The 19,348-nt window shown below is 66.2% G+C and carries 19 protein-coding genes; 8 read left to right on the top strand and 11 right to left on the bottom strand.

The genetic code is table 11. The annotated features are described in order from the left end of the window. Positions 1-16 precede the first annotated feature (16 nt). The 3 genes from ACZ5UM_RS12170 to ACZ5UM_RS12160 all read left to right on the top strand — a co-directional run bounded on the left by ACZ5UM_RS12170 (position 17) and on the right by ACZ5UM_RS12160 (position 3,231). On the top strand, positions 17-1,288 hold the full coding sequence (locus ACZ5UM_RS12170) for a dihydrolipoamide acetyltransferase family protein (protein ID WP_464844451.1): 1,272 nt from the start codon (positions 17-19) through the stop codon (positions 1,286-1,288). Continuing rightward, complete coding sequence (locus ACZ5UM_RS12165) at positions 1,281-2,273, top strand: NAD(+)/NADH kinase (protein ID WP_464844450.1); 993 nt, start codon at positions 1,281-1,283, stop codon at positions 2,271-2,273. The genes ACZ5UM_RS12170 and ACZ5UM_RS12165 overlap by 8 nt, the downstream gene beginning before the upstream one ends. 343 nt (positions 2,274-2,616) lie before the next feature. Further along, positions 2,617-3,231, top strand: a complete 615-nt coding sequence (locus tag ACZ5UM_RS12160; RefSeq protein ID WP_083765873.1) for a DUF6431 domain-containing protein — start codon at positions 2,617-2,619, stop codon at positions 3,229-3,231. A 245-nt stretch (positions 3,232-3,476) separates the two neighbouring features. Here ACZ5UM_RS12160 and ACZ5UM_RS12155 read toward each other — a convergent pair whose 3' ends face one another. After that, positions 3,477-3,908 (bottom strand): ATP-binding protein, encoded by a 432-nt coding sequence (locus ACZ5UM_RS12155; RefSeq protein WP_464844448.1) that lies wholly within the window; start codon positions 3,906-3,908, stop codon positions 3,477-3,479. A gap of 63 nt (positions 3,909-3,971) precedes the next feature. Here ACZ5UM_RS12155 and ACZ5UM_RS12150 point away from each other — a divergent pair, with 63 nt between their 5' ends. Next, positions 3,972-4,751 (top strand): serine hydrolase, encoded by a 780-nt coding sequence (locus ACZ5UM_RS12150; protein WP_464844446.1) that lies wholly within the window; start codon positions 3,972-3,974, stop codon positions 4,749-4,751. 30 nt (positions 4,752-4,781) lie between these two features. Here the strand turns inward: ACZ5UM_RS12150 and pcaF are convergent, their stop codons facing one another. From pcaF to ACZ5UM_RS12100, 10 genes are all read right to left on the bottom strand, one after another. Continuing rightward, a complete protein-coding gene (gene pcaF, locus ACZ5UM_RS12145) occupies positions 4,782-5,999 on the bottom strand; it encodes a 3-oxoadipyl-CoA thiolase (RefSeq protein WP_464844444.1) in 1,218 nt (405 codons plus the stop codon). A gap of 225 nt (positions 6,000-6,224) precedes the next feature. Beyond that, positions 6,225-7,496 (bottom strand): MFS transporter, encoded by a 1,272-nt coding sequence (locus ACZ5UM_RS12140; RefSeq protein ID WP_464844442.1) that lies wholly within the window; start codon positions 7,494-7,496, stop codon positions 6,225-6,227. Between the two features lie 349 nt (positions 7,497-7,845). Beyond that, a complete protein-coding gene (locus ACZ5UM_RS12135) occupies positions 7,846-8,565 on the bottom strand; it encodes a YIP1 family protein (RefSeq protein ID WP_464844441.1) in 720 nt (239 codons plus the stop codon). A 21-nt stretch (positions 8,566-8,586) separates the two neighbouring features. Then, positions 8,587-10,146 carry a hypothetical protein gene (locus ACZ5UM_RS12130; protein WP_464844439.1) on the bottom strand — a complete coding sequence of 520 codons (1,560 nt, stop codon included), beginning with the start codon at positions 10,144-10,146 and terminating at the stop codon, positions 8,587-8,589. Further along, on the bottom strand, positions 10,143-10,871 hold the full coding sequence (locus ACZ5UM_RS12125) for an ABC transporter ATP-binding protein (RefSeq protein WP_464844437.1): 729 nt from the start codon (positions 10,869-10,871) through the stop codon (positions 10,143-10,145). Before ACZ5UM_RS12125 ends, ACZ5UM_RS12130 begins: the two co-directional genes overlap by 4 nt. Positions 10,872-10,960: 89 nt before the next feature. Continuing rightward, the gene (locus ACZ5UM_RS12120) at positions 10,961-11,317 is read right to left on the bottom strand and encodes a hypothetical protein (protein ID WP_273381121.1); all 357 of its coding nucleotides are present in this window, start codon (positions 11,315-11,317) and stop codon (positions 10,961-10,963) included. Between the two features lie 26 nt (positions 11,318-11,343). After that, complete coding sequence (locus ACZ5UM_RS12115) at positions 11,344-11,706, bottom strand: hypothetical protein (RefSeq protein WP_464844435.1); 363 nt, start codon at positions 11,704-11,706, stop codon at positions 11,344-11,346. Between the two features lie 4 nt (positions 11,707-11,710). Then, positions 11,711-12,181: a cysteine peptidase family C39 domain-containing protein gene (locus ACZ5UM_RS12110; RefSeq protein ID WP_464844433.1), complete on the bottom strand. Its 471-nt coding sequence runs from the start codon at positions 12,179-12,181 to the stop codon at positions 11,711-11,713. Between the two features lie 366 nt (positions 12,182-12,547). Beyond that, positions 12,548-12,907 (bottom strand): hypothetical protein, encoded by a 360-nt coding sequence (locus ACZ5UM_RS12105; RefSeq protein ID WP_464844431.1) that lies wholly within the window; start codon positions 12,905-12,907, stop codon positions 12,548-12,550. A gap of 160 nt (positions 12,908-13,067) precedes the next feature. Beyond that, on the bottom strand, positions 13,068-13,394 hold the full coding sequence (locus ACZ5UM_RS12100) for a hypothetical protein (RefSeq protein ID WP_464844429.1): 327 nt from the start codon (positions 13,392-13,394) through the stop codon (positions 13,068-13,070). A 311-nt stretch (positions 13,395-13,705) separates the two neighbouring features. Here ACZ5UM_RS12100 and ACZ5UM_RS12095 point away from each other — a divergent pair, with 311 nt between their 5' ends. From ACZ5UM_RS12095 to ACZ5UM_RS12080, 4 genes are all read left to right on the top strand, one after another. Further along, the gene (locus ACZ5UM_RS12095) at positions 13,706-15,811 is read left to right on the top strand and encodes a sigma-54 interaction domain-containing protein (RefSeq protein WP_464844427.1); all 2,106 of its coding nucleotides are present in this window, start codon (positions 13,706-13,708) and stop codon (positions 15,809-15,811) included. A gap of 158 nt (positions 15,812-15,969) precedes the next feature. Then, the gene (locus ACZ5UM_RS12090) at positions 15,970-17,535 is read left to right on the top strand and encodes an ABC transporter substrate-binding protein (RefSeq protein ID WP_464844426.1); all 1,566 of its coding nucleotides are present in this window, start codon (positions 15,970-15,972) and stop codon (positions 17,533-17,535) included. 24 nt (positions 17,536-17,559) lie between these two features. Beyond that, a complete protein-coding gene (locus tag ACZ5UM_RS12085; RefSeq protein ID WP_464844424.1) occupies positions 17,560-18,477 on the top strand; it encodes an ABC transporter permease in 918 nt (305 codons plus the stop codon). A gap of 14 nt (positions 18,478-18,491) precedes the next feature. Continuing rightward, positions 18,492-19,346, top strand: a complete 855-nt coding sequence (locus tag ACZ5UM_RS12080; protein ID WP_464844422.1) for an ABC transporter permease — start codon at positions 18,492-18,494, stop codon at positions 19,344-19,346. Positions 19,347-19,348: the final 2 nt, after the last annotated feature.

The raw sequence follows: 19,348 nt of genomic DNA, 5'->3' as shown, positions 1-19,348 counted from the left end.
ATCGAGGCGAAGCGGCATGACCATGGAGTTTCGTCTGCCGGCCGTGGCAGAACCCGAGGCCGCAGGATTCGTCGTCAACTGGTTCAAGGACGAGGGACAGCCCGTGAAGAAGGGTGAACTGCTCCTGGAGGTGCAGTTCGAGAAGGTGACCAGCGCCATCGAGGCGCCGGTGGACGGGGTGCTCACGAAGATCCTCACCCCCCAGGGGGAGCCGGTGCGGGTCGGGCAGCCGCTGTGCCTGATCGCCCCGGCTGAGGCTGCGGCGGCGGGAACGGCTGCTGAGGCAACGGCCGCGGCAGCGGCGACGACCGAGGCGGCCGCGACGGCCGGAAGCGACCCGGTCCAGCCCGCCCCGGCCGTACCCCGCCCCGAAGCCCCCCGGGCGACGCCGGCCGCCCGGCGGCTGGCCCGGGAGCTCGGCGTCGACATCCGCGAGGTCACCGGCTCGGGCCCGGGGGGCCGGATCAGCGAGGCCGACGTCCGCCGGTTTGCTGAGGCGCGGTCCGCGGCGCCGGCGTCTACCCCCTCCCGCCAGCCGGCGGCTGCGGCACCGGCCGGCACCGCTGCATCCCCGGCGCCGCCGGTTTCCGGGCAGCTGGAGAAGCTCTCCCCCGCCCAGCAGGTGGTCGGCGAGCGGATGCTGCTCAGCCTGCGGGAGACGGCCCAGTTCACCCTGGTCCGGGAAGTGGAGGTCACCGCCCTGGTGGCGCTGCGGGCGCGCCTGAAGCGGGCAGCCTCGCCGGTGACGCTGAACGACCTGATTCACCGGGCCGTGGTGATCGCCCTGCAGCAGCACCCGTACATGCAGGCGCGGCTGGAGGAGGGCGGTGCGCCGTCCCGGAACGCCCGCCTGCGGGTGCCGGACGGCGTCAACCTGGGCTTTGCGGTGGCCCGGGACCGCGATCTGCTGGTGCCGGTGATCCGCAGCGCCCACACGCTGGACCTGGCCGGGCTGGCCGCCGAGCGGATGCGGCTGACGGAGGCGGTCCGGGCCGGAAAGGCCTCCCCGCTGGAGCTGCAGGGCGGGACCTTCACCGTGAGCAACCTGGGAGGCCACGGCATCGACCACTTCACCCCCATCCTGAACCCGCCTGAGCCGGCCATCCTCGGGGTCGGGCGCACGGTGGAGCGCCCGGTGTTCCGGGGCCGGGCCATCGAGCCCGCCCAGTTCCTGACGCTGAGCCTCACCATCGACCACCGGGTGATCAACGGCGCCGACGGGGCGGCGTTCCTCGCGACCCTGGCGGAGCTGCTGGAGGCGCCCGAGGAGTGGGCGATGGGTGGGTAGCCCGACCGGCGGCGGCCGGGCGGCCGCGGAAGCCGTCCCGGCGGTGGGGATCATCGCGAACCCGTACTCGGGCAAGGACATCCGCCGGCTGGTCGCCTACGGCGCCACCGTGGACAATCTGAGCAAGGTGCGCATCCTGCAGCGTGTGCTGGTGGGACTGCGCGAGGCAGGGGTCCGGCTGGTCCGCTACATGCCGGACCCCTTCGCCCTCCTGCCCGCCGCCTATGAAGGCCTGCGCCCTGCCGACCGGGAAGGGGTGGTGCTGGAGCCGGTGTTGGCGGAGATCGCCGGCGAAGCCGCCGACACCGTTCGGGCGGCCGTCCGCATGGTGGCGCTGGGCACGCGGGTGATCATCACCCTGGGCGGCGACGGGACCAACCGGCTTGCGGCCTCGGTGGCCGGCTCGGTGCCGCTGATGCCGCTCTCCACCGGCACCAACAACGCCTTCCCCACCTGGGTGGAACCGACCATCGCCGGCCTGGCGGCGGGACGGGTGGCGATGGGGGCGGCGGAGGGCCTCCGGCGGGAGAAACGGCTGCGGGTGGAAGTGGGCGGCCGCGCGGAGATCGCCCTGGTGGATGTGGCCCTCCTGCGGGGCGACCACACGGGCGCCGGCGCCATCTGGGAGCCGGAGAGGCTGCGGGAGCTGGTCGCCACCCAGGGGCTGCCGCACGCCATCGGCCTCTCGGCCGTGGTAGGGCAGGTCTGCCCGCTGGACCGGTCAGAGCCCGGCGCGGTGCACGTCGTGTTCGGGCCAGGTTCAGCCGTGCGGGCGCCAATTGCGCCGGGCCGTTTTGAGACGCTCTCGGTCGCGGCGCACCGGCGGGTGGACTTCGGCGCCGCCGTGGTGATGGGACCAGGACCGGGGGTTGTCGCGGTGGACGGCGAACGGCTGCTGACGGTGCCGCCGGGCGTGCGCCCGGTGGTGCGGGTGGAGCCCGACGGGCCGGTTGTGATTGATCCGGTGGCGGTGTTGGCGCGGTAGAGCCGCCCGGTTATGTAGACCGGGCGGCTCTTTCGTATTGCGTTCACGTGGACGCCAGAGTTGTTCAGTTTGGCCGGGACCTGGGGGAATCTGGGCACACTGCTGGCAGTGTCAGGTTCGAGGCTACATCGTGCGGCTGTTGTTGTTGCCCAGATTATTTGTCAACATGTGCTGAGCATGGTGCGCTTGTGTAGGACAGAGAATATTGAAGATAGAATCATCAGGAGAGGGGCTGTCCTCTCCGTTTTCGTACGACAGGGGACAAGTATGAGAGCCTGCCCAGGCCTGTGACTTGGCGGTCCACCTGGGCAGGCTCTCCCCACAGGGCGGAGTGCACCTGTGTATGTGTATCTTACTTCCCCTGGGTCAGAACGTCCAGACCTATCTTCGCAAATATGGCACTTGCGGGCCGGACCTGCCCCTGCACTGCCCAGGCTGCGGTGGTCGAATGCGGCGGCATGGGCGGTACTGGCGCTGGGTCTTTACTGCGCACCAGAAGGCGTACATCCCGATCTACCGCTGGTGGTGTCCAGGGTGCCGTAAGACGTGCGCCATCTTGCCTGACTTTCTGAAACCGTACGCCCGATTCATCACGCTGGTGCGAGAAGCCGTGGTTCGCGGGCGGGTGCGGCGGGGGCTGCCCTGGAGCACCCTGGCCCGGCGACTGAGCAGCCCGACGGTCAGCTGGCTCTCGGAGAAGACGCTCAGACGCTGGCTTGTCAGGGCGAGAGCGCTGGCCGGAGAGTGGAGCCAGTACCTTGCCGAACGGGTTCTGCGCTTCTGGCCGGACACAGACCTCGATGCCCTCACCCCCCGGCGGGAAGGTCCGGACGCCGCGCTCCACTTCCTGCTGGATGTGGGGGACTGGTACCGCCGTCAGATGGGGCGGCGACCGGAGGAACACGGCGGAGTGTTTGCTGCGCTGAACCGGCTGGGTGAAGGCACGGCTTCCCTCTAGCACACCACAGAGTCTGTCCGTCGCCTTCCCGCAGGCTGGCGTGCCACAATGGCGCCAACCTGGCAAGGGAGGGACTCACCATGGACGAACAGCAGCGCGACGATGCGTATTCCGGTCAAATCGACCAGTGATTCCGGTTCAAGCCGACCACCGGTTCTGATCCAAGTCGACCGCCGTTTCCGATTTCATCCGGCCAGCGCGGTGGCACTGAGGGGATGGAGCGAAGTGGCGATGGCTGGGCAGCGCTAGCCCATGGTTAACTCGGATGTCTGGAGGTTCGCTATCTTCCGCATGGATTCCCCCTTCAGGTTCAGTTTGTGCGCACCATGTACCAGGCGGTCCAGGATCGCATCGGCTACGGTAGCGTCGCCGATCACACTGTGCCACGTTTCGATCGGCAACTGCGAGGCAATCACTGTCGACCGTGCCTGTGTACGATCATCGATGACTTCGAGAAGGTCTCGGGATTCCGCCACAGAGATGGGAGCGAGACCCCAGTCGTCCAGAATTAACACATCCGTCCGGGACAGGGTGTTGAGGATGCGGCGAAGGGAGCCGTCAACCCGCGCGGTAGCCAGCTCGGCAAGGAGTCGCGGCACCCGGTAGTAGCGAACGGTGTAGCCGTGCCGGCCGATTCGTCCATGTTGAACAGCATGCGGTCCCGCAGAAGCGTTCAACTCCCCACTTACGGCACCAACCCGGTCCCGCCCGCCCGCCTGGCGGAGGCAGTCGATCGCGCCATGGCTGACTTTCCCGGGGAGTACAGCATCGCGCTGGAGGACCTGTCCACCGGACAGCGGTGGCTGTACAACGCCGACAGGCTCTATCACCCGGCCAGCACGGTGAAGCTGCCTGTGGCTCTGTACGCCCTGGAACAGTACCGGGCGGGGAAGATCGGCTGGCAGGATCTCATCGAGTACACCGAGGCCGACTTCGAAACCCCCGGCGCGGGGGCGTTTGAGACGGCTGAGTTCGGCGAGCTCTACCCCGTCGATGACCTGGTCAACCGGTCGCTGACGTACAGCAACAACGTGGCCGTCAACATGCTGGGGCGGCACTTCGGGTGGGGGAACATCGAAGTCTGGACGGGCACCATCGGCGGCCGACTCACCCACGAGAACAGGCTGCCGCGCGCCAGTGCGCTGACCGTGCTGCAGTGGTGGCGCTACCTTTACTTCCTCGCTCAGGAAGACCCTGAGCGGGCCATCCTGGTCCTCAAACCGTTCATGGACGTGCCCTATCGGGGTCGGATCACCGCAGGCCTCCCCGACGGTGTGCCTCACCTGCACAAGTTCGGTTCCTACGACGGCAACTACCACGACTCGGGCATTGTCTACGCAACCCGGCCCTACATCCTGGTGGTGCTCACCGCCGGTGCGCCGCTGGCCGAAGCAGATGCGGCCATCGCCCGGGTCTCTGCCGAGATCTACCGGGCGATGACCGCACCGCAGTCGGTATCCCCATCCCTGCTCCGAACGACGGAGGCGCTGGTCAGTTGCGTCGGGCCGGTCGAACTCTAGCGTGCCACCGCGAACCACGCCTTGGTCGCCTTATGGGTCGGTAGTCCCAGCAAGGCCTTCGACGACCATGGCGATCCCCTGTCCGACCCCGATGCACATGGTGGCCAGGCCATAGCGCACCCTCCGCCGTGCCAGTTCGTGCACCAGCGTAGTCAGGATCCGCGCCCCGCTGCATCCCAGCGGGTGCCCGAGGGCGATCGCCCCTCCGTTCACGTTGACCCTGGCGGGATCAAGCCCGAGTTCCCGGATGCAGGCCACCGCCTGGGCTGCAAACGCCTCATTCAGCTCGATCAGGTCGAGCTGACTCACGCTGAGGCCTGCTCGCTGCAGTGCCTTTCGCGTGGCAGGAACCGGTCCGATGCCCATGACCGACGGGTCGACGCCGGCCACCGCCGTGGACAGGATCGTGGCCATGGGGGTCAGCCCAAGCGCCTCGGCCCGCCGGGCCGACATCACCAGCACTGCCGCAGCCCCGTCGTTGATGCCGCTGGAGTTGCCGGCGGTCACGGTTCCGCCCTTCCGAAAGGCCGGGGCGAGCCGCGCCAGCTTCTCCAGGGTCGTGTCCGGGCGCGGGTGTTCGTCGCGGGTGACGAGCTGCGTCGTGCCGTCCCTGGCCGGCACGGGAACGGGAACCAGCTCGGCGTCAAAACGCCCTTCCTTCACTGCGGCTGCGCAGCGCATCTGGCTCTCCAGCGCGAACCGGTCCTGGTCCTCGCGGGTGACGTTCCACTGCTCGGCGACCCGTTCGGCGGTCTCGCCCAGGCTGATGGGCGGGTACATCTCCGCCATGCGGGGGTTCACGAACCGCCACCCGAGGGTGGTGTCGTACACCTCCACCTGGCGCACCCAGGGAGCGGCTGCCTTGGCCATGACGAAGGGCGCCCGGGTCATCGACTCGGTGCCCCCGGCGATGAAGATCTCGCCCTCGCCGCTCCGCACGGCCCGAGCCGCCTGGGCCACCGCCTCCAGGCCCGAGCCGCACAGCCGGTTCACGGTCGCGCCGGGAACGGTCACGGGCAGGCCGGCCAGAAGCACGGCCATGCGGGCGACGTTCCGGTTGTCCTCGCCGGCCTGATTGGCGCACCCGAAGTACACGTCGTCGATGCTTTCCGGCGACACCGCCGGGTTCCGCTCCAGGAGCGCCCGGACCACCACGGCCGCCAGGTCGTCGGGACGCACATCACGGAGAGCCCCGCCGTACCGACCAATAGGCGTGCGCACCGCGTCCACGATGACCGCTTCCGCCACAGGCCCTCGCCTCCTTCGAAAACTCACCCGCCCCAGCCGCCTGATCCCCAGCGTGGTCAGCGCCGCAGCCGCAGAGACCCAGACGGGTGCCACATGGTCAGCAGCAGGATGACCTGCCCCAGCGGCAGGAGCCCGCGGCGGCGGCAATGACCGCGGCAGCCGTGATGGACAGCGACTGTGCGATGACCCCCCAGCGCCCTGTCGACACCTACCGACACGGCCGTCCTACACGGCCTGCTCCGCGTCCTGCGGCAGCGCGTACCTCCCCACCGGCGAGAGCAGCAGCACCAGGGCGGCCAGCACGCAGATCGCCCCTGCGGTCCCGAAGGCCGGCCGAGCCCCGGCGCGCTCGGTCACGGCGCCGAGCAGGACGGCGGACAGAGGGAACGAGAGGGTGAGCACCATGCGAAAGGCGGCGTTCACCCTGCCCATGAAGGCGTTGGGGATCACCTTCTGCCGGATGGTGAAGGTCGAAATGTTGCCGAGCGTTCCAGCCAGCGCCTGCACCGCCAGCCCGGCCACGGCGATCGTCCAATGGCCGCTCAGGGCCGCGATGCCAACCCCCAATGCCTCGGCCAGGTTCCAGGCGACCACCGCTCTGCCGATCGGGAAACGCCTGATCAAGACGGGGGCAGCCAGCGATCCGCCCACGGCCGTCAGCCCGATCACGCTGAAGGCCAGGCCTACCTGATCCGCGTCAAGCCCCCACTCCTGCCCCAGGTGGTAGGTCGCCGTGGTGGTGAGCGCGCCGAGGGCCAGGTTGCTGATGCAGAGCCCCAGCGCCAGGTTGCGGATCAGCCCGTCCCGCCAGAGGAACCGGAAGCCTTCGGCCACATCGCCGAACACGGCCCGCACCGTCGCCCGCCCCGCCTGGGTGGCAGAGCCGAGATCGACGGGCAGCAAGGTGACGACCACGGTCGTTCCCAGCAGGGACACGGCGGTGAAGAGGAGCGAACCCGGAGCGCTCATCCAGTTGATCAGTGCGCCCCCGACGGCCGATCCGAAGACCATGGAGAGGTTCAGGATGGTGAAGTGGATCGAGTTGGCCAGCGCCAGCTCGGCTCCCCGGGCCAGGCGGGGGATGACGCCGAAGTCGCCCACCAGATTGTAGGCCAGGGAGAAGCAGTTCAGCAGAAACCCCGTGACGAACAGGTGCCAGATCTGAAGCTGCCCTGTGAAGTGCAGCAGCGGGATGGCGCCCACCAGGGCGGCCTGGGCGATGTTGCTCACGATCATCGTCCTGCGGCGGTCGAACCGGTCGATCAGCACGCCCATGAACGGGCCCGCCACGAGAAAGGGCAGCATCTCCACGGCCCAGACGGCGTTCATGTACATGGCCGAGCCGGTCATGGTCATGACGAGCCACGGAATGGCCAGCAGATAGACGCGGTGGCCGATCTGTGCAATGCCGTTCGCCAGAAACCAGAGTGCGAGCCAGCGGTTCCCGATCAACAGGCCTATCGAACCCAGCCTCGAGCCCATCGCGGTGCGCCCCATGGTCCGATCCTGCCCTCCCCGGACGTGTATGCCAGCCATGCGGTCGTCGCTCCGGTCAGCCCCCATCAACGCCGGTAAATATACTTTACTTACAATTGTCCTAAGTTTGGTTAACTTGTCAAGGCTGCCGGGAGAAAGCCCATCACCACGGCGCCGGCCAGCTCTCCCTCCCGCACGGCGCGGGGGTGGCGGTGCTCGGGCAGCCCGGGCCTGAGCACGGGGCAGGGCACGGCGGACCCTGTCGAACACCGCTGCGCACAAACCGTACAAGCACCGGCCGCCGCCAATCGGCGGCACCGGTGCTTGTCCCTGTGCGCGAACGGCCAGTCCTTCGCAAGACCGAGCGCTGCTAGACGGAAAAGGCAGCCGCGATCAGGCTGAGTGAGACCGATAGGGAGAGCGACACCAGGTAGAGGACCACACCCGCGGCCACCACCTCCCGAACCTTTCGTCCGTGGATGACAGCCAGACCGACAGTCGCCAAGATAATGCTCCAGATCATGAAAACATCCAGGGTAGACAGGAGACTGTAGGCGAGACTCTGAGGCGCCAAGTTCGGGAACAGCACGACAGGGCTGAAGATCAGCGGCGTTTGCAGATGAAACAGGATCATGCCTCCGACTCCCAACGCCTGAGCCACGACCTGTGGAAGCCGTGCGAAGCAAGCCAGTGTGAAGTAGCTGCGAAAGCTGCCGGACGGACCCGACGAACCGATGAACAGGCCCAGCGCACCGTACACCAGGGCCATGAGCGCTCCCGCAATCAGTGGCCCCAGAATGCCTCCAATGATGGGGGCGACCTTGGTCATGGTGAACATGAAGGCTCGCATCTGCTCCGCCTGAGCCGTCGCCGCCTGCGCCAGACCCTGCTCAAACACCGACATGCTGTTCTGCATCATCCAGGCGGCTACGCCGGTTGCGAGCAGCGCCGACACAAGATAAGCCGGAAACCATGTTCCCTGCTTCAGGACCCGGTGAAAGGCGCGTTCCGGATCAACAAACACAGTCAGGATGTCTATCCATCCAACGGCACGAGGCAGTGCCTCAACAGTACGGGAAGTCTCTTGCATGTCTACACCTCTTGACTTGCTCTAGAAGTGTAAGTCGGCTTCACGCAGCCGCTTGAGACCCAGTCGAGTCAGCACTGCCACCAGCAGAATCCACATTCCTGTCAGAATAGCTCCGAGCAGCGCTGAGTGGCCAGGCGTCAGGTTCCCTGCAGCAAGGATGACGATCGACCCTGCGTACATGAAGAGGCCTTGAACCACAACAAGCACAATCAAAGCCAGCGGGTGCACCAGAGCGTCCTGCCGCTCTGGCTGGGCAGAACTGCAGAACACCAGTGAAACGGCGACTGTGGCAGGAGCCAGCAGCACCGACGTCATCGTGCTGACCAGCAGGGCCAGTCCCGTGGGAACATGCAGTTGTGATGATGCGGCTCCGGAGAACAGCACCGTCAGTGGAAGCGTGATGAGCAGCAGGAGTGCGTTTTTCCCAAGCACATACCCGCGAAGTTCGGAGGGATGTTGCTTGAGCCATACGAGAAGAGGGCCATCGTGCGACAGCGACGGCAGACCAACCAGCGTGTTCGCCATGGAGGTCTGAATGGCCGAGAACACGAACGCCAGGAAAACGAGATCGGTTCCCGGCTGGGACCGAAACGACCTTCCAAGCAACGAAGGCAGCAGCATCACGAAGACGAACAGCACAGATATGATGAGGGGGACCAGCTTCCTTCTGTCCCTGACCAGGACAAGCAGGTCTTTCCAGACATGGTGGCGGACGGCAGCCGGGAACAGGCGCGCCACCGTGGTTGCAGCCGAGGACCCGTACTTCCGCCCCGGCGGTGCAAACACCGGCACGTAACGGGCATATCCGAGACCGGCCATTCGGACGAACGCGCCGGCCGCGGCGAGCATCAGCACCAGGAGCCCCGTTCCCGCCCCAAGCGTGACCACGATCTCTTCGCTGTCAACCACCCCGGCCACCCAGGTCCAGGGAGCCCAGGCCGGCATGGCGGACACCACGGGCAAGGAGGAAAAATCAGCGAACAGCCCGGCGTATACACCCACAAACAGCAGGCCCATCCCGCCCGAGAGCAGTACAGCCGAGAGCACCCGGATCAGTCTGATCTGTCCCACCGCGAGCAGCCAGCAGACCGCTGTCATGGCAACAGCAGCAGCCAGAACCAGGGTGCCGGCGAAAAGGGCCACCCCGATGAACGTCTGAACGCTCAGTCCTTTCCATACCAACAGGTAGGCCAGAACGGGCATCAGCGGGAAAGCGCCAAGGTACCCTACGTTAATCAAACTTTCATAAAATCGAAGTGCAGTAATCTGGGTCAGGGTCACACCGTGAAGGCGAAGAAACGGCGTGGGGCCTTCGTGGAGCATGCGTCGGAAATACCCCTGAAGGTTGGTCACACAGATGACAACGAACAGGTAACCCATGAGCTGCGCAAACTCGGCTGCACGTCCTGCAACAGCGGTGCCAGCCTTTGAGACGGTGATGTAGGAGCTGACAAACAGACACGCCACGCCGAACAGGTAGGGGAAATACACCCACGACGGCGTCTTCCGGCCATTGGGGGCCCATATGAGCTCAGACCGATATGTCTGCAGGAGATGGTACCAGATCGCCCGGATGCTCATGGCCTTCCTCCCGCACTAAGCTGGAATGTGATCAGGCTCATGAACGTTTCTTCAAGGTTGCCGCCGGTTCGCAGCACCTCGGTGAGCTCAGTCTCGAGCAGCAATCTCCCCTTGTGGATGATGAGAACCCGGTCCGCCACCTCCTGCGCTGACGGCAGCAGGTGGGTCGACATGAGCACGGCCCCGCCGCCGGCCGTCACCTTCCTGAGCAGATCCTTCAGGAACCGAATGCCCACGGGGTCGAGGCCGGACGTCGGCTCGTCCAGGATCAGGAGAGACGGGTTGTGCAGCAGCGCCGCGGCCAGCATGAGCCGCTTCTTCATCCCCAGGGAGTAAGTGCTGGCCAGGTAGTCCTCGTGGCCCTTAAGACCGAACTCCTCAAGCCGCTGCTGAACGGCCTCAGGGGAGAGCTTGATGCGACGGAGTTCAGCCACAAACGTCAGGAACTCCCGGCCGGTGAGGTGCGAGTACACATTGGGTGAATCGGGGACGTACCCGGTCTGCTGGTAGATGATCTCCGGATGCACGTCCACGTCGTGCCCGTCGATGTGGATCGCGCCTTGGTCGCGCCGGAGCAGCCCCAAGATCATCCGGAGGGTCGTGGTCTTCCCGGCACCGTTCGGACCGAGGAAAGCGGTGATGCTACCCCGGGGGACATGGAAAGACAGATCCTGAACTGCCACCTTGTCTCCGTAGCTCTTGCGCAGATGATGCACTTCAAGCATCGACGACACCACCCAAATCCTTATGCATTCTTAAAGGTCAGCATCGGGAAGCGGCGTGATCCGCGCTTCCCGATGCCCGACAGCGTCCGTCAGTCGAGAACCCCAGCGGCGTCCATGAGCCCCCAGCCCGCTCCGCTCACGGCGAGCCCGCTGCCTGCGATACCCAAGAGCGCCCCTGCGGCGTTGGCCGCGCTCATCGCGCCCACGGCAAGGACGGGGGCAGCGGGAAGGAGGCAGACCGCCGTGATGGCGACGGCCGCCCCAACGCCAAGGAGAATCGCTCCGGCACCACCGATGGCGGTGTTCCAGGCGTTGCTGCCCACAAGAGCGGCCATATCAGCGCTGGACAGAGCTACCTCGTGTGCGGGAAGGCTGGCACCGACGACAGCGAAGCCAATGGCCAGCACACCCAGCACCAGGAAGACCGGAAGCAACCGATTGCGCATAAGGTTCACTCCCCAACAATTCCAGGTTACTCACACTTGAGCTCGCAGACTCCGGTAAGGATGAGAGCTCCGCCACCCACAATGCCGGCGGTTCCACCGACAACGGCGGCGGCCTTGGCCAGCCCCGCACCGACGGCCGGCGCTGACGGCGGGAGCAGCACCATGGCTGCTACACCGGCCACGACGGCCAGTCCGCCGATGATGATGTATCCTGCTGCTTTTGCCGTGTCGCCGGCGCCGACCATTCCCGCCATCGCACCCAGAGACAGAATGCCGATCCCGAGTTCGACGGAGTTGACGATGGAGAAGTACACCAGTCCCAGGGCCAGCGCAAGCGCAAGCGGCAGCCAGAGACCCCTGCCAAACCTGCTGACGGCAGTGCTCAGCATGTTCTCACCTCCTTTCGCCGTTGTCTGTGTCCATCCCCAACGCGGGGGATGGCCCCAGATCTGGTTGGAGAAGAAGGACTTCTCCTTTCCAGTGTCTGGCCAGGGAATGGCGAGTAAACTTCAGATGTCCGAGAGCGGGATCTGCGACATGTACGCTGTCAGGTGTGACTTCTGTCAGAACGACAAAGTGTTTCCGGGCCGGCAGAAACAACACCGCGGGGATGGGGAGTCTGTCCACATCCGCAGGGTCCACTCGATAGCCGGCCGCATCAAACCCAAAGGTCCTGGCCGCCTGCATCAGTCCCAGCATTGACGTGCCTTCAGGGGTGGTGCCACTCAACTTGGCCAGTTCCTCTTCAGTGGCTTCCACTCCCAACAGGGACAGGGCGTACATCAGTGCAGCGGGACCGCAGGTGTTGTCATACTGCTGAATGGGAACTTCGCCTCTCCCCAGGAACTCGGCTCCAAGTGACATCGCGGCTCTCTCCTCAGGGCTGGCGAGGAACCACGTCCTGACCCTCTGCGACACGGACGCCGCGCCTACCGGAAGCGAAATGAGTATTAGCAGGAGGGCAGTCCCGGCGAGCCACCTTGCGCTGACTCGGATCTGCATGCTTCTCTCCAAATTCACTTAATTCGATGTACTGCATATCTTATATATGGTTTATGTTATTGTCAATAGTCGTTCTTGTACAGATACACCTGTTCATCTAGGGTTGTATCAAGATCTGCGTCGATCAACAGATGCCTAATTCAAAAGCCGGTCTCATCCCGGAATCCCCTATATGCGGAGGCACCGGCCCCGCCGAATGGCAGGCGCCGGTGCCCTTTCCGCTTGCATTCACTTGTCCTCGGGCCGGATCACCCGCAGGTGCGCAGCCCGCTCCCGTGGCGCGTCCTGTGCGGAATCCGGCACGTCGACGACGACCAGGGATTCCCGGGAGCTCCCCCCGAGAATCTCGATTCCGAACACCTGAGTCCCGGAGTAGTCCCAGTCGATGTTCACCATCGTGAATCCCTGTTCCGAGAGGTAGTAGGGGTCAGTGCTCACGGGCGTCTGCATCCGCTCCCGCCCGGGCATGTAGACGTACCAGGTCCGGGACTGCACGTCGTAGGTCAGTTCGACTTCCCCGGCCAGGATGCTGTAGAAAGGCGCATCTGGCGCTTGGGAATCGGCTGCGTCGTCCTCGCTTCGGAACACCGTTACGTGTTCATCACGATACACACATGTCTGCCGGCTCAACTTCTGCCCCTCCGTTCGTGCATCGCCGTTTGGGAGCCTGACCCCAGATTACCACATCCAGAGGCAACGGAGGGCACCGCAGGTTCCGTCGCGCGGCGGCAGGCGATCTGCGCGTGGCTCACTCCGCTCCGTCCGTCGGCTGATCCTGCCGTTCAGGCCCGTCATCGACAGACCAGGTCTCCACCCAGTACCCGGGCAGGGTCCGGTACCGGCCGATCCGCAGGGTCAGCTCCCGGTTCCGGGGGATCCGGTAGAAGTCCCTTGATCGCTGGTAATCCAGGTAGACGGTATAGGTCTTTCCAGGTTCCCCGCAGTCCCTAACCTCCAGCGCATACGCGAGGGTTGTCGCCGGCCCGCCGATCGGGTGGCCGCCGAGCCGCCCTCCGGCGTGTGTGACACCCTTGCGCAGCACAACGACTCGTACTTCTCTTAGGAACTTGTACAATTCTGTACCCCTCTTTAACTTCTGATCATGATGTTCTACGTGATTATTATATCCTATACAGAAGCCCGCGACGTTTCCCATGTGGCGGGCTCGGCATCCGTCCACTCACCCTGATCCCTTGTATCCCCTCCAGCCAGGCTTCCCTCCGCCCTCACCGGCAGATCGGGCACGATCCCCGGGGCCATGATGCGCTGCCCTCAGGGCCGTGCCGCTCCCGGTTCCCGACCGTCCTCAAGGCCACTCCGGGCAGGGGTCTGCAGCATGGTGACGGAATTCTATATTCGGTCCATCAAGAGGGGGTAGTCGCTGCTGTGAAACGAATCGCAATGGTCTGCGTCACCGAACAGACAGGCCGCCTGCTGGCCGACCAGCTCACGGCGGTTCTCGGCGAAGGCGTGACCATCGAGATCATCGCGACCCAGGACGTCCCGCTGCCCTCCCGCCTGGAAGCGGACCTGATCCTGCTCACCTCGCGCCCGCTCGCACCTGCCGTGAACAGCCGGGTGGCGCCGGGGACCCCCATCCTCGTCACGAACCGTACGCTCTGGCGGCGGGACTGGCAGGCGATCATGGCCCTGCCGGCCCGCACGCGGGTGCTCATGGTCCACGAAACCCTGGAGACCGCTCACAATGCCATCGCCCTGCTGTACGAGCTGGGCGTCAAGCACCTGGAGCTGATCCCGTACGCCCCGGGTGCGGAGACCGTACCGGATGTCGATCTGGCCATTACGTTCGGGCACCCGCATCTGGTGCCTCCGGGCGTCCACCGGGTCAAGGACACCGGCCCTCGCCCCCTTGACCCGCAGACCATCCTGGACGTAATGACCCGGCTTGACCTGCTGACCGAGGAATCCAGCCTGCGGCTCCAGGGGTGGATGGGCAAGACGATGGCCCGGAGCCATGGCCTCACCGCCACCATCGCCTGGGTGGGCGAGCTGAGGCAGCAGTTGGAGACCGTGCTGGACTTCAGCGGCGATGCCATCGTCGCCTGCGATTCCGCGGGGCGGGTCACCGTCTTCAACCGGCGGGCTGAAGAGCTACTGGGTCTTCGCGGCGCTGAGATCGTCGGCCAGCCGGCGGCTGAAGTGCTGCCCGCCCTGGCGCTCGAGGCTGTGCTAGCAGGCAGGCCGCCCCTTCCCAACCAGCCGGTCCAGGTCATGGGGCAGTCCCTGCTCGTCACCTACGTGCCGCTGCGGCGCCATGGCCGGCTCGTGGGGGCCGCCGCCCTCTGCCGGCCGGGACAGGGGGCGGTCTCCGATCAGGCCCTGCCGCTTCACCCCCGCGAGCGAGGCCACGTCGCACGCTACAGCTTCGCCGACATGGTTGGTCACTCCGAGGTCCTTCAGCGAGTGATCTCCCTGGCCCGCCAGATGGCACGCTCGGACTCCACCATCCTCATCGGCGGCGAGACCGGCACAGGCAAGGAGGTCCTGGCGCAGGCGATTCACAACGCCTCGCCCCGACAGCGGGGCCCGTTCGTGGCCGTCAACTGCGCCGCTCTGCCCGAGTCGCTGCTGGAGAGCGAGTTGTTCGGCTATGAGGAGGGATCCTTCACCGGCGCTGCCCGGGGCGGCCGCCGTGGCCTCTTCGAGCAGGCCCATACGGGGACGATTTTCCTGGATGAGATCGGCGATATCAGCCCGTCGGTCCAGGCACGCCTGCTGCGCGTGCTGGAGGAACGGCACCTGATGCGCGTGGGCGGCAGCCGGGTGATCCCCGTCGATGTGCGGGTGATCGCGGCCACCAACCGGGACCTGAAGGCGCTGTGCGACGAGGGCCGGTTCCGGGCCGATCTTTACTACAGGCTCAGCGTGCTGCCCATCCACCTGCCTCCTCTCCGCGAGCGGTTGGAGGATATCCCGGTGCTGGCGCAGCGCTTTCTGGCGCAACGCGGCTACCACCGCCCGCTTTCTCCGGAGGTCATCGCCGCCCTGACGAAACACAGCTGGCCGGGCAACGTGCGGGAACTCCGCAACTGCATGGAGTACATGGTGACGGTCGCCGCCGGCGAGGAGCTGACACCGGCCCATCTGCCGCCCGAGATGCAGAGAACCGCGGAGACGCCCCCGTGGCCGACGGCCGGAGCGTCGCCGGTCCGGGTACCCGCAACTCCCCCGGCCCGGTCGCCCGCAGTCTCTCAGGTGCGGGCGCTGGCAGCTTCTCCGGACCCCGCCCCCGAAGACGAAACCCGGATGATTCTGACCGCCATCGCCCAGGCAGAGGCCGCCGGCAGGCGGGTGGGCCGGGGCACTCTGACCGTCCAGCTTCGCACCGCCGGCCTGATGCTGACCGAGGCCGAAGTCCGCGCCCGCCTGACCCGGCTGGCGGCGGCCGGACTGGTCTCCCCCGGCCGCGGGCGGGCCGGCACACGCCTCACACCTGCAGGATACCAGTTCCTCCGGGAGCACGCACACTAAGAAGAAGCAGCCCGCGAAACAGGCGAAACCGTTGCAACAGGCACCGGTTTCGCCTGTTTCGCGTCTGATCATGCCCGCAGACACGCCTCGAGGAACTGGCACGATTATTGCTTCACGAAAAATGGGAACCGATAAGTCTGATCCGGGAGGTATCGATGGTGACAACTAACTGGCGTTCCGTAGTTGCAGGCGCATTGCTCGTCGCGCTGCTGGCAGCCTGTGGCGGCCCCGGCTCAACGCCCGCTGTTGGGCCGGACCCGGCGCCGCAGGCGCCTGACGAGCCGGTCACGCTGACCATCGCGGTGCACCAGGACATCCAGCACTGGGACCCGCACAATCACAACTACACCTTCACCGAGGCCGTCCACCAGAACGTCTTTGACTACCTGGTGCGGATGGACCCCGAGACGGGCGAGTTCGCCCCGGACCTGGCCACCTCGTGGAGGCTGGTCGAGCCCACGGTCTGGGAATTCCAGCTCCGTGAAAACGTGAAGTTCCACAACGGCCTGCCGTTCACCGCCGAGGACGTGAAGTTCACGGTCGAGCGGGTCGCCTTCGACACGAGCCTGAAGGAGCAGCGGACCATGGCCACCGTCAAGGAGGTCCAGATCGTAGACAGCCACACGGTCCGGATCGTGACGCACGAGCCCGACCCGGTGCTGCTCAACCGGCTGTCGCGCATCGGTTCCGGCATCATGTCCAAGGCGCACTGGGAGGCCGTCGGGGGGCTTGAGGGATGGCAGAAGGACCCCGTCGGCACGGGTCCGTTCAAGTTTGAGTCCTGGGTGAAGGACGAGTCCATCACTCTGGTCGCCTTCGACGAACACTGGCGCGGCCGGCCCCAGATCGACAAGGTGGTCTTCCGGGTGATTCCCGAGGTGGCCACCCGCGTGGCGGAGCTCCAGTCTGGCGGCGTCGACATCGCCCTGCGGATCGGCGTGGACAACGCCCAGACCGTCAGCGCTGATCCCGGCCTGACCACCGCCTCCGGGCTCACCAACCGGGTCTGGCTGCTCATGGTGAGGACCCAGAGCGACTATGTGACCGGCAATCCCCTGGTGCGAGAGGCGATCGAGCTGGCCATCGACCGGAACGCGCTGATCAGCGTGGCCGAGCCGGGTCTCGGGGTGCCCACCCGTACCCGGAACACCCCGGGCATCACCGGCGCTGACCCGAGCCTCTACAACCAGGATCTCTACAACCCTGCCCGGGCGAAGGAGCTCCTGGCGGAAGCCGGCTACCCCGACGGCGGCGTGCCGATCGGGCTGCTCGCCCGCAGCGGCGGCACGGACGCCATCATCGCCCAGGCGCTGGCCGGCATGCTGGAGGAGGTGGGCTTCCAGGTGAACCTGGAGATGCTGGACGCCACCGCCTTCACCAACCGGCTGAACGCGGCCACCACCCCCGAGATCTACCTGAACGCCTTCGGCAACTCCATGAAGGACGCCGAGATCGCCTACACCTTCCTGACCACCGCGATCGACATCGAGCGGATCGGCTATGCGCCTCAGGACCTCGTCGACCTGTACCAGGCGACCAAGTCCGAGATGGATGCAGCCCGGCGGGCCGAGATGTTCAGCCAGATCGCCCGGCGGGTGGCGGATGACCGGCCCCAGATCGCCCTCTTCCAGAGCGGGGAGGTCCACGGCATCCGCAAGGGCATCGAATGGAAGCCCACCCGGGACGAGATGCTCTGGGTCTACGACATCAAGGTGACGAGGTAGCGGCACCGGCAGAGGAGGTACCCCATGCTCCGGTACGTCGCGAAGCGACTGCTCCAGACCATTCCGACACTGTTCATCGTCACGTTCATCGTCTTCTTCCTGATGAACGTCGTGGGCGATCCTGCGCGCCTGCTGCTGCCCGAGGACGCCTCCGAAGAGGCCGTGGCGGCGCTCAGGGAGACCCTGGAACTCGACAGACCGATCCTCTACCGATACGGCAAGTACCTGGCCGGCCTGGCGCACGGCGACACCGGGACCTCGTTCCGCTACAACGAACCCGCCTCCCGGCTGGTGCTCGAGCGCCTGCCCGTCACGCTGAAACTGGCGGGCGCCTCCCTCACCCTGGGGGTGCTGATGGCGGTACCGCTCGGGGTGATCTCGGCCGTCCGGCGCAACACCTGGATCGACCTGCTCGCCACCGGAGCGGCCGTCATCGGGCGGTCCATGCCCAACTTCTGGCTCGGCATCATGCTGATCCTGCTGCTGGCCGTGCGCTGGAAGCTGCTGCCGGTGTCGGGCGCCGCAAGCTGGAAGCACTTCATCCTCCCGACGGTCACCATTGGCACCGGCCTGGCCGCCAGCCTGACCCGGCTGATGCGCTCCAGCATGCTGGAGGTCATCGGGCAGGACTACATCCGCACAGCCAGGGCCAAGGGGCTGGCCGAGCGCGTGGTGATCTTCAAACATGCGCTCCGCAATGCCCTGATTCCGGTGCTGACCGTCCTCGGGCTGCAGGTCGCGATCCTGATCGACGGCGCCTTCATCACGGAGCAGGTCTTCGCCATTCCCGGCATGGGCCAGCTCGGGGTGCGGTCGCTCCAGACCCTGGACTTCGCGGTCGTCCAGACCGTGGTGCTGCTGGGCACGATCGTGACGGTGGCCAGCAGCCTGGTGATCGACCTGCTCTACACCGTGATCGACCCACGCATCCGCTACTCCTAGAAAGGGGGTTCCCCATGGCAGCAATCCCGCGGCGCCTCCGCCGTAGCCCCGTCGGCCTGGTCGGCCTGGTGCTGGTCATGGCCGTCGTGGGGGTGGCCATCTTTGCTCCATGGCTGGCCCCCCACGACCCGAACCTGAAGAACCCGTCCCTGCGGCTGAAGCCGCCTGCATGGGCTGAGGGGAGCGTGCCGGGCTACCCGCTGGGCACCGATGTGCTGGGGCGCGACCAGCTCAGCCGGCTGATCTACGGCGCCCGGATCTCGGTCGCCGTGGGGGCGGCGGCCGTGGTCGTGGCCGGCGCCATCGGCATCACGATGGGCATGGTCGCCGGCTACATGGGAGGCTGGGTCGATGCCCTGCTGATGCGGTTCACCGACGGGTTCCTGGCCATCCCCTCCCTTCTGCTGACCATGATGGTGGCCGGCGTGGCGGGGCCGGGAATATGGACACTGATCATCGTCCTGGGCGCCACCCGCTGGGTCGAGTACTGCCGGGTGGTGCGCGGCGAAACGCTGGCCATTCGTGAGCGCGAGTACGTGCAGGCTGCCGTGGCCCTGGGCCAGAGAACGGCGCCGATCCTCTGGAAACACGTCCTGCCCAACGTCCGGGCCTCGATCATCGTGCTGGCCACGCTCAACGTGGCCAACGTGATCCTGGCCGAGGCCGGCCTCAGCTTCCTTGGGCTGGGCGTTCCGCCTGACGTGCCCACCTGGGGCCGCATGCTGGCCGAGGGGCGGCAGTACATGGCCTCCGCCTGGTGGCTTGCCACCTTCCCGGGGATCTGCATCTCCGTCACGGTCCTCGGCATCACCTTCCTGGGCGACTGGCTGCGAGATGTGCTCGATCCCCGGCTGCGGCGCTCTGCCTAATC

The organism is Symbiobacterium ostreiconchae (genome assembly GCF_055396975.1).
Note: the sequence above shows the minus strand (reverse complement) of the source record. Positions and strands in the feature narration are given on the sequence as shown.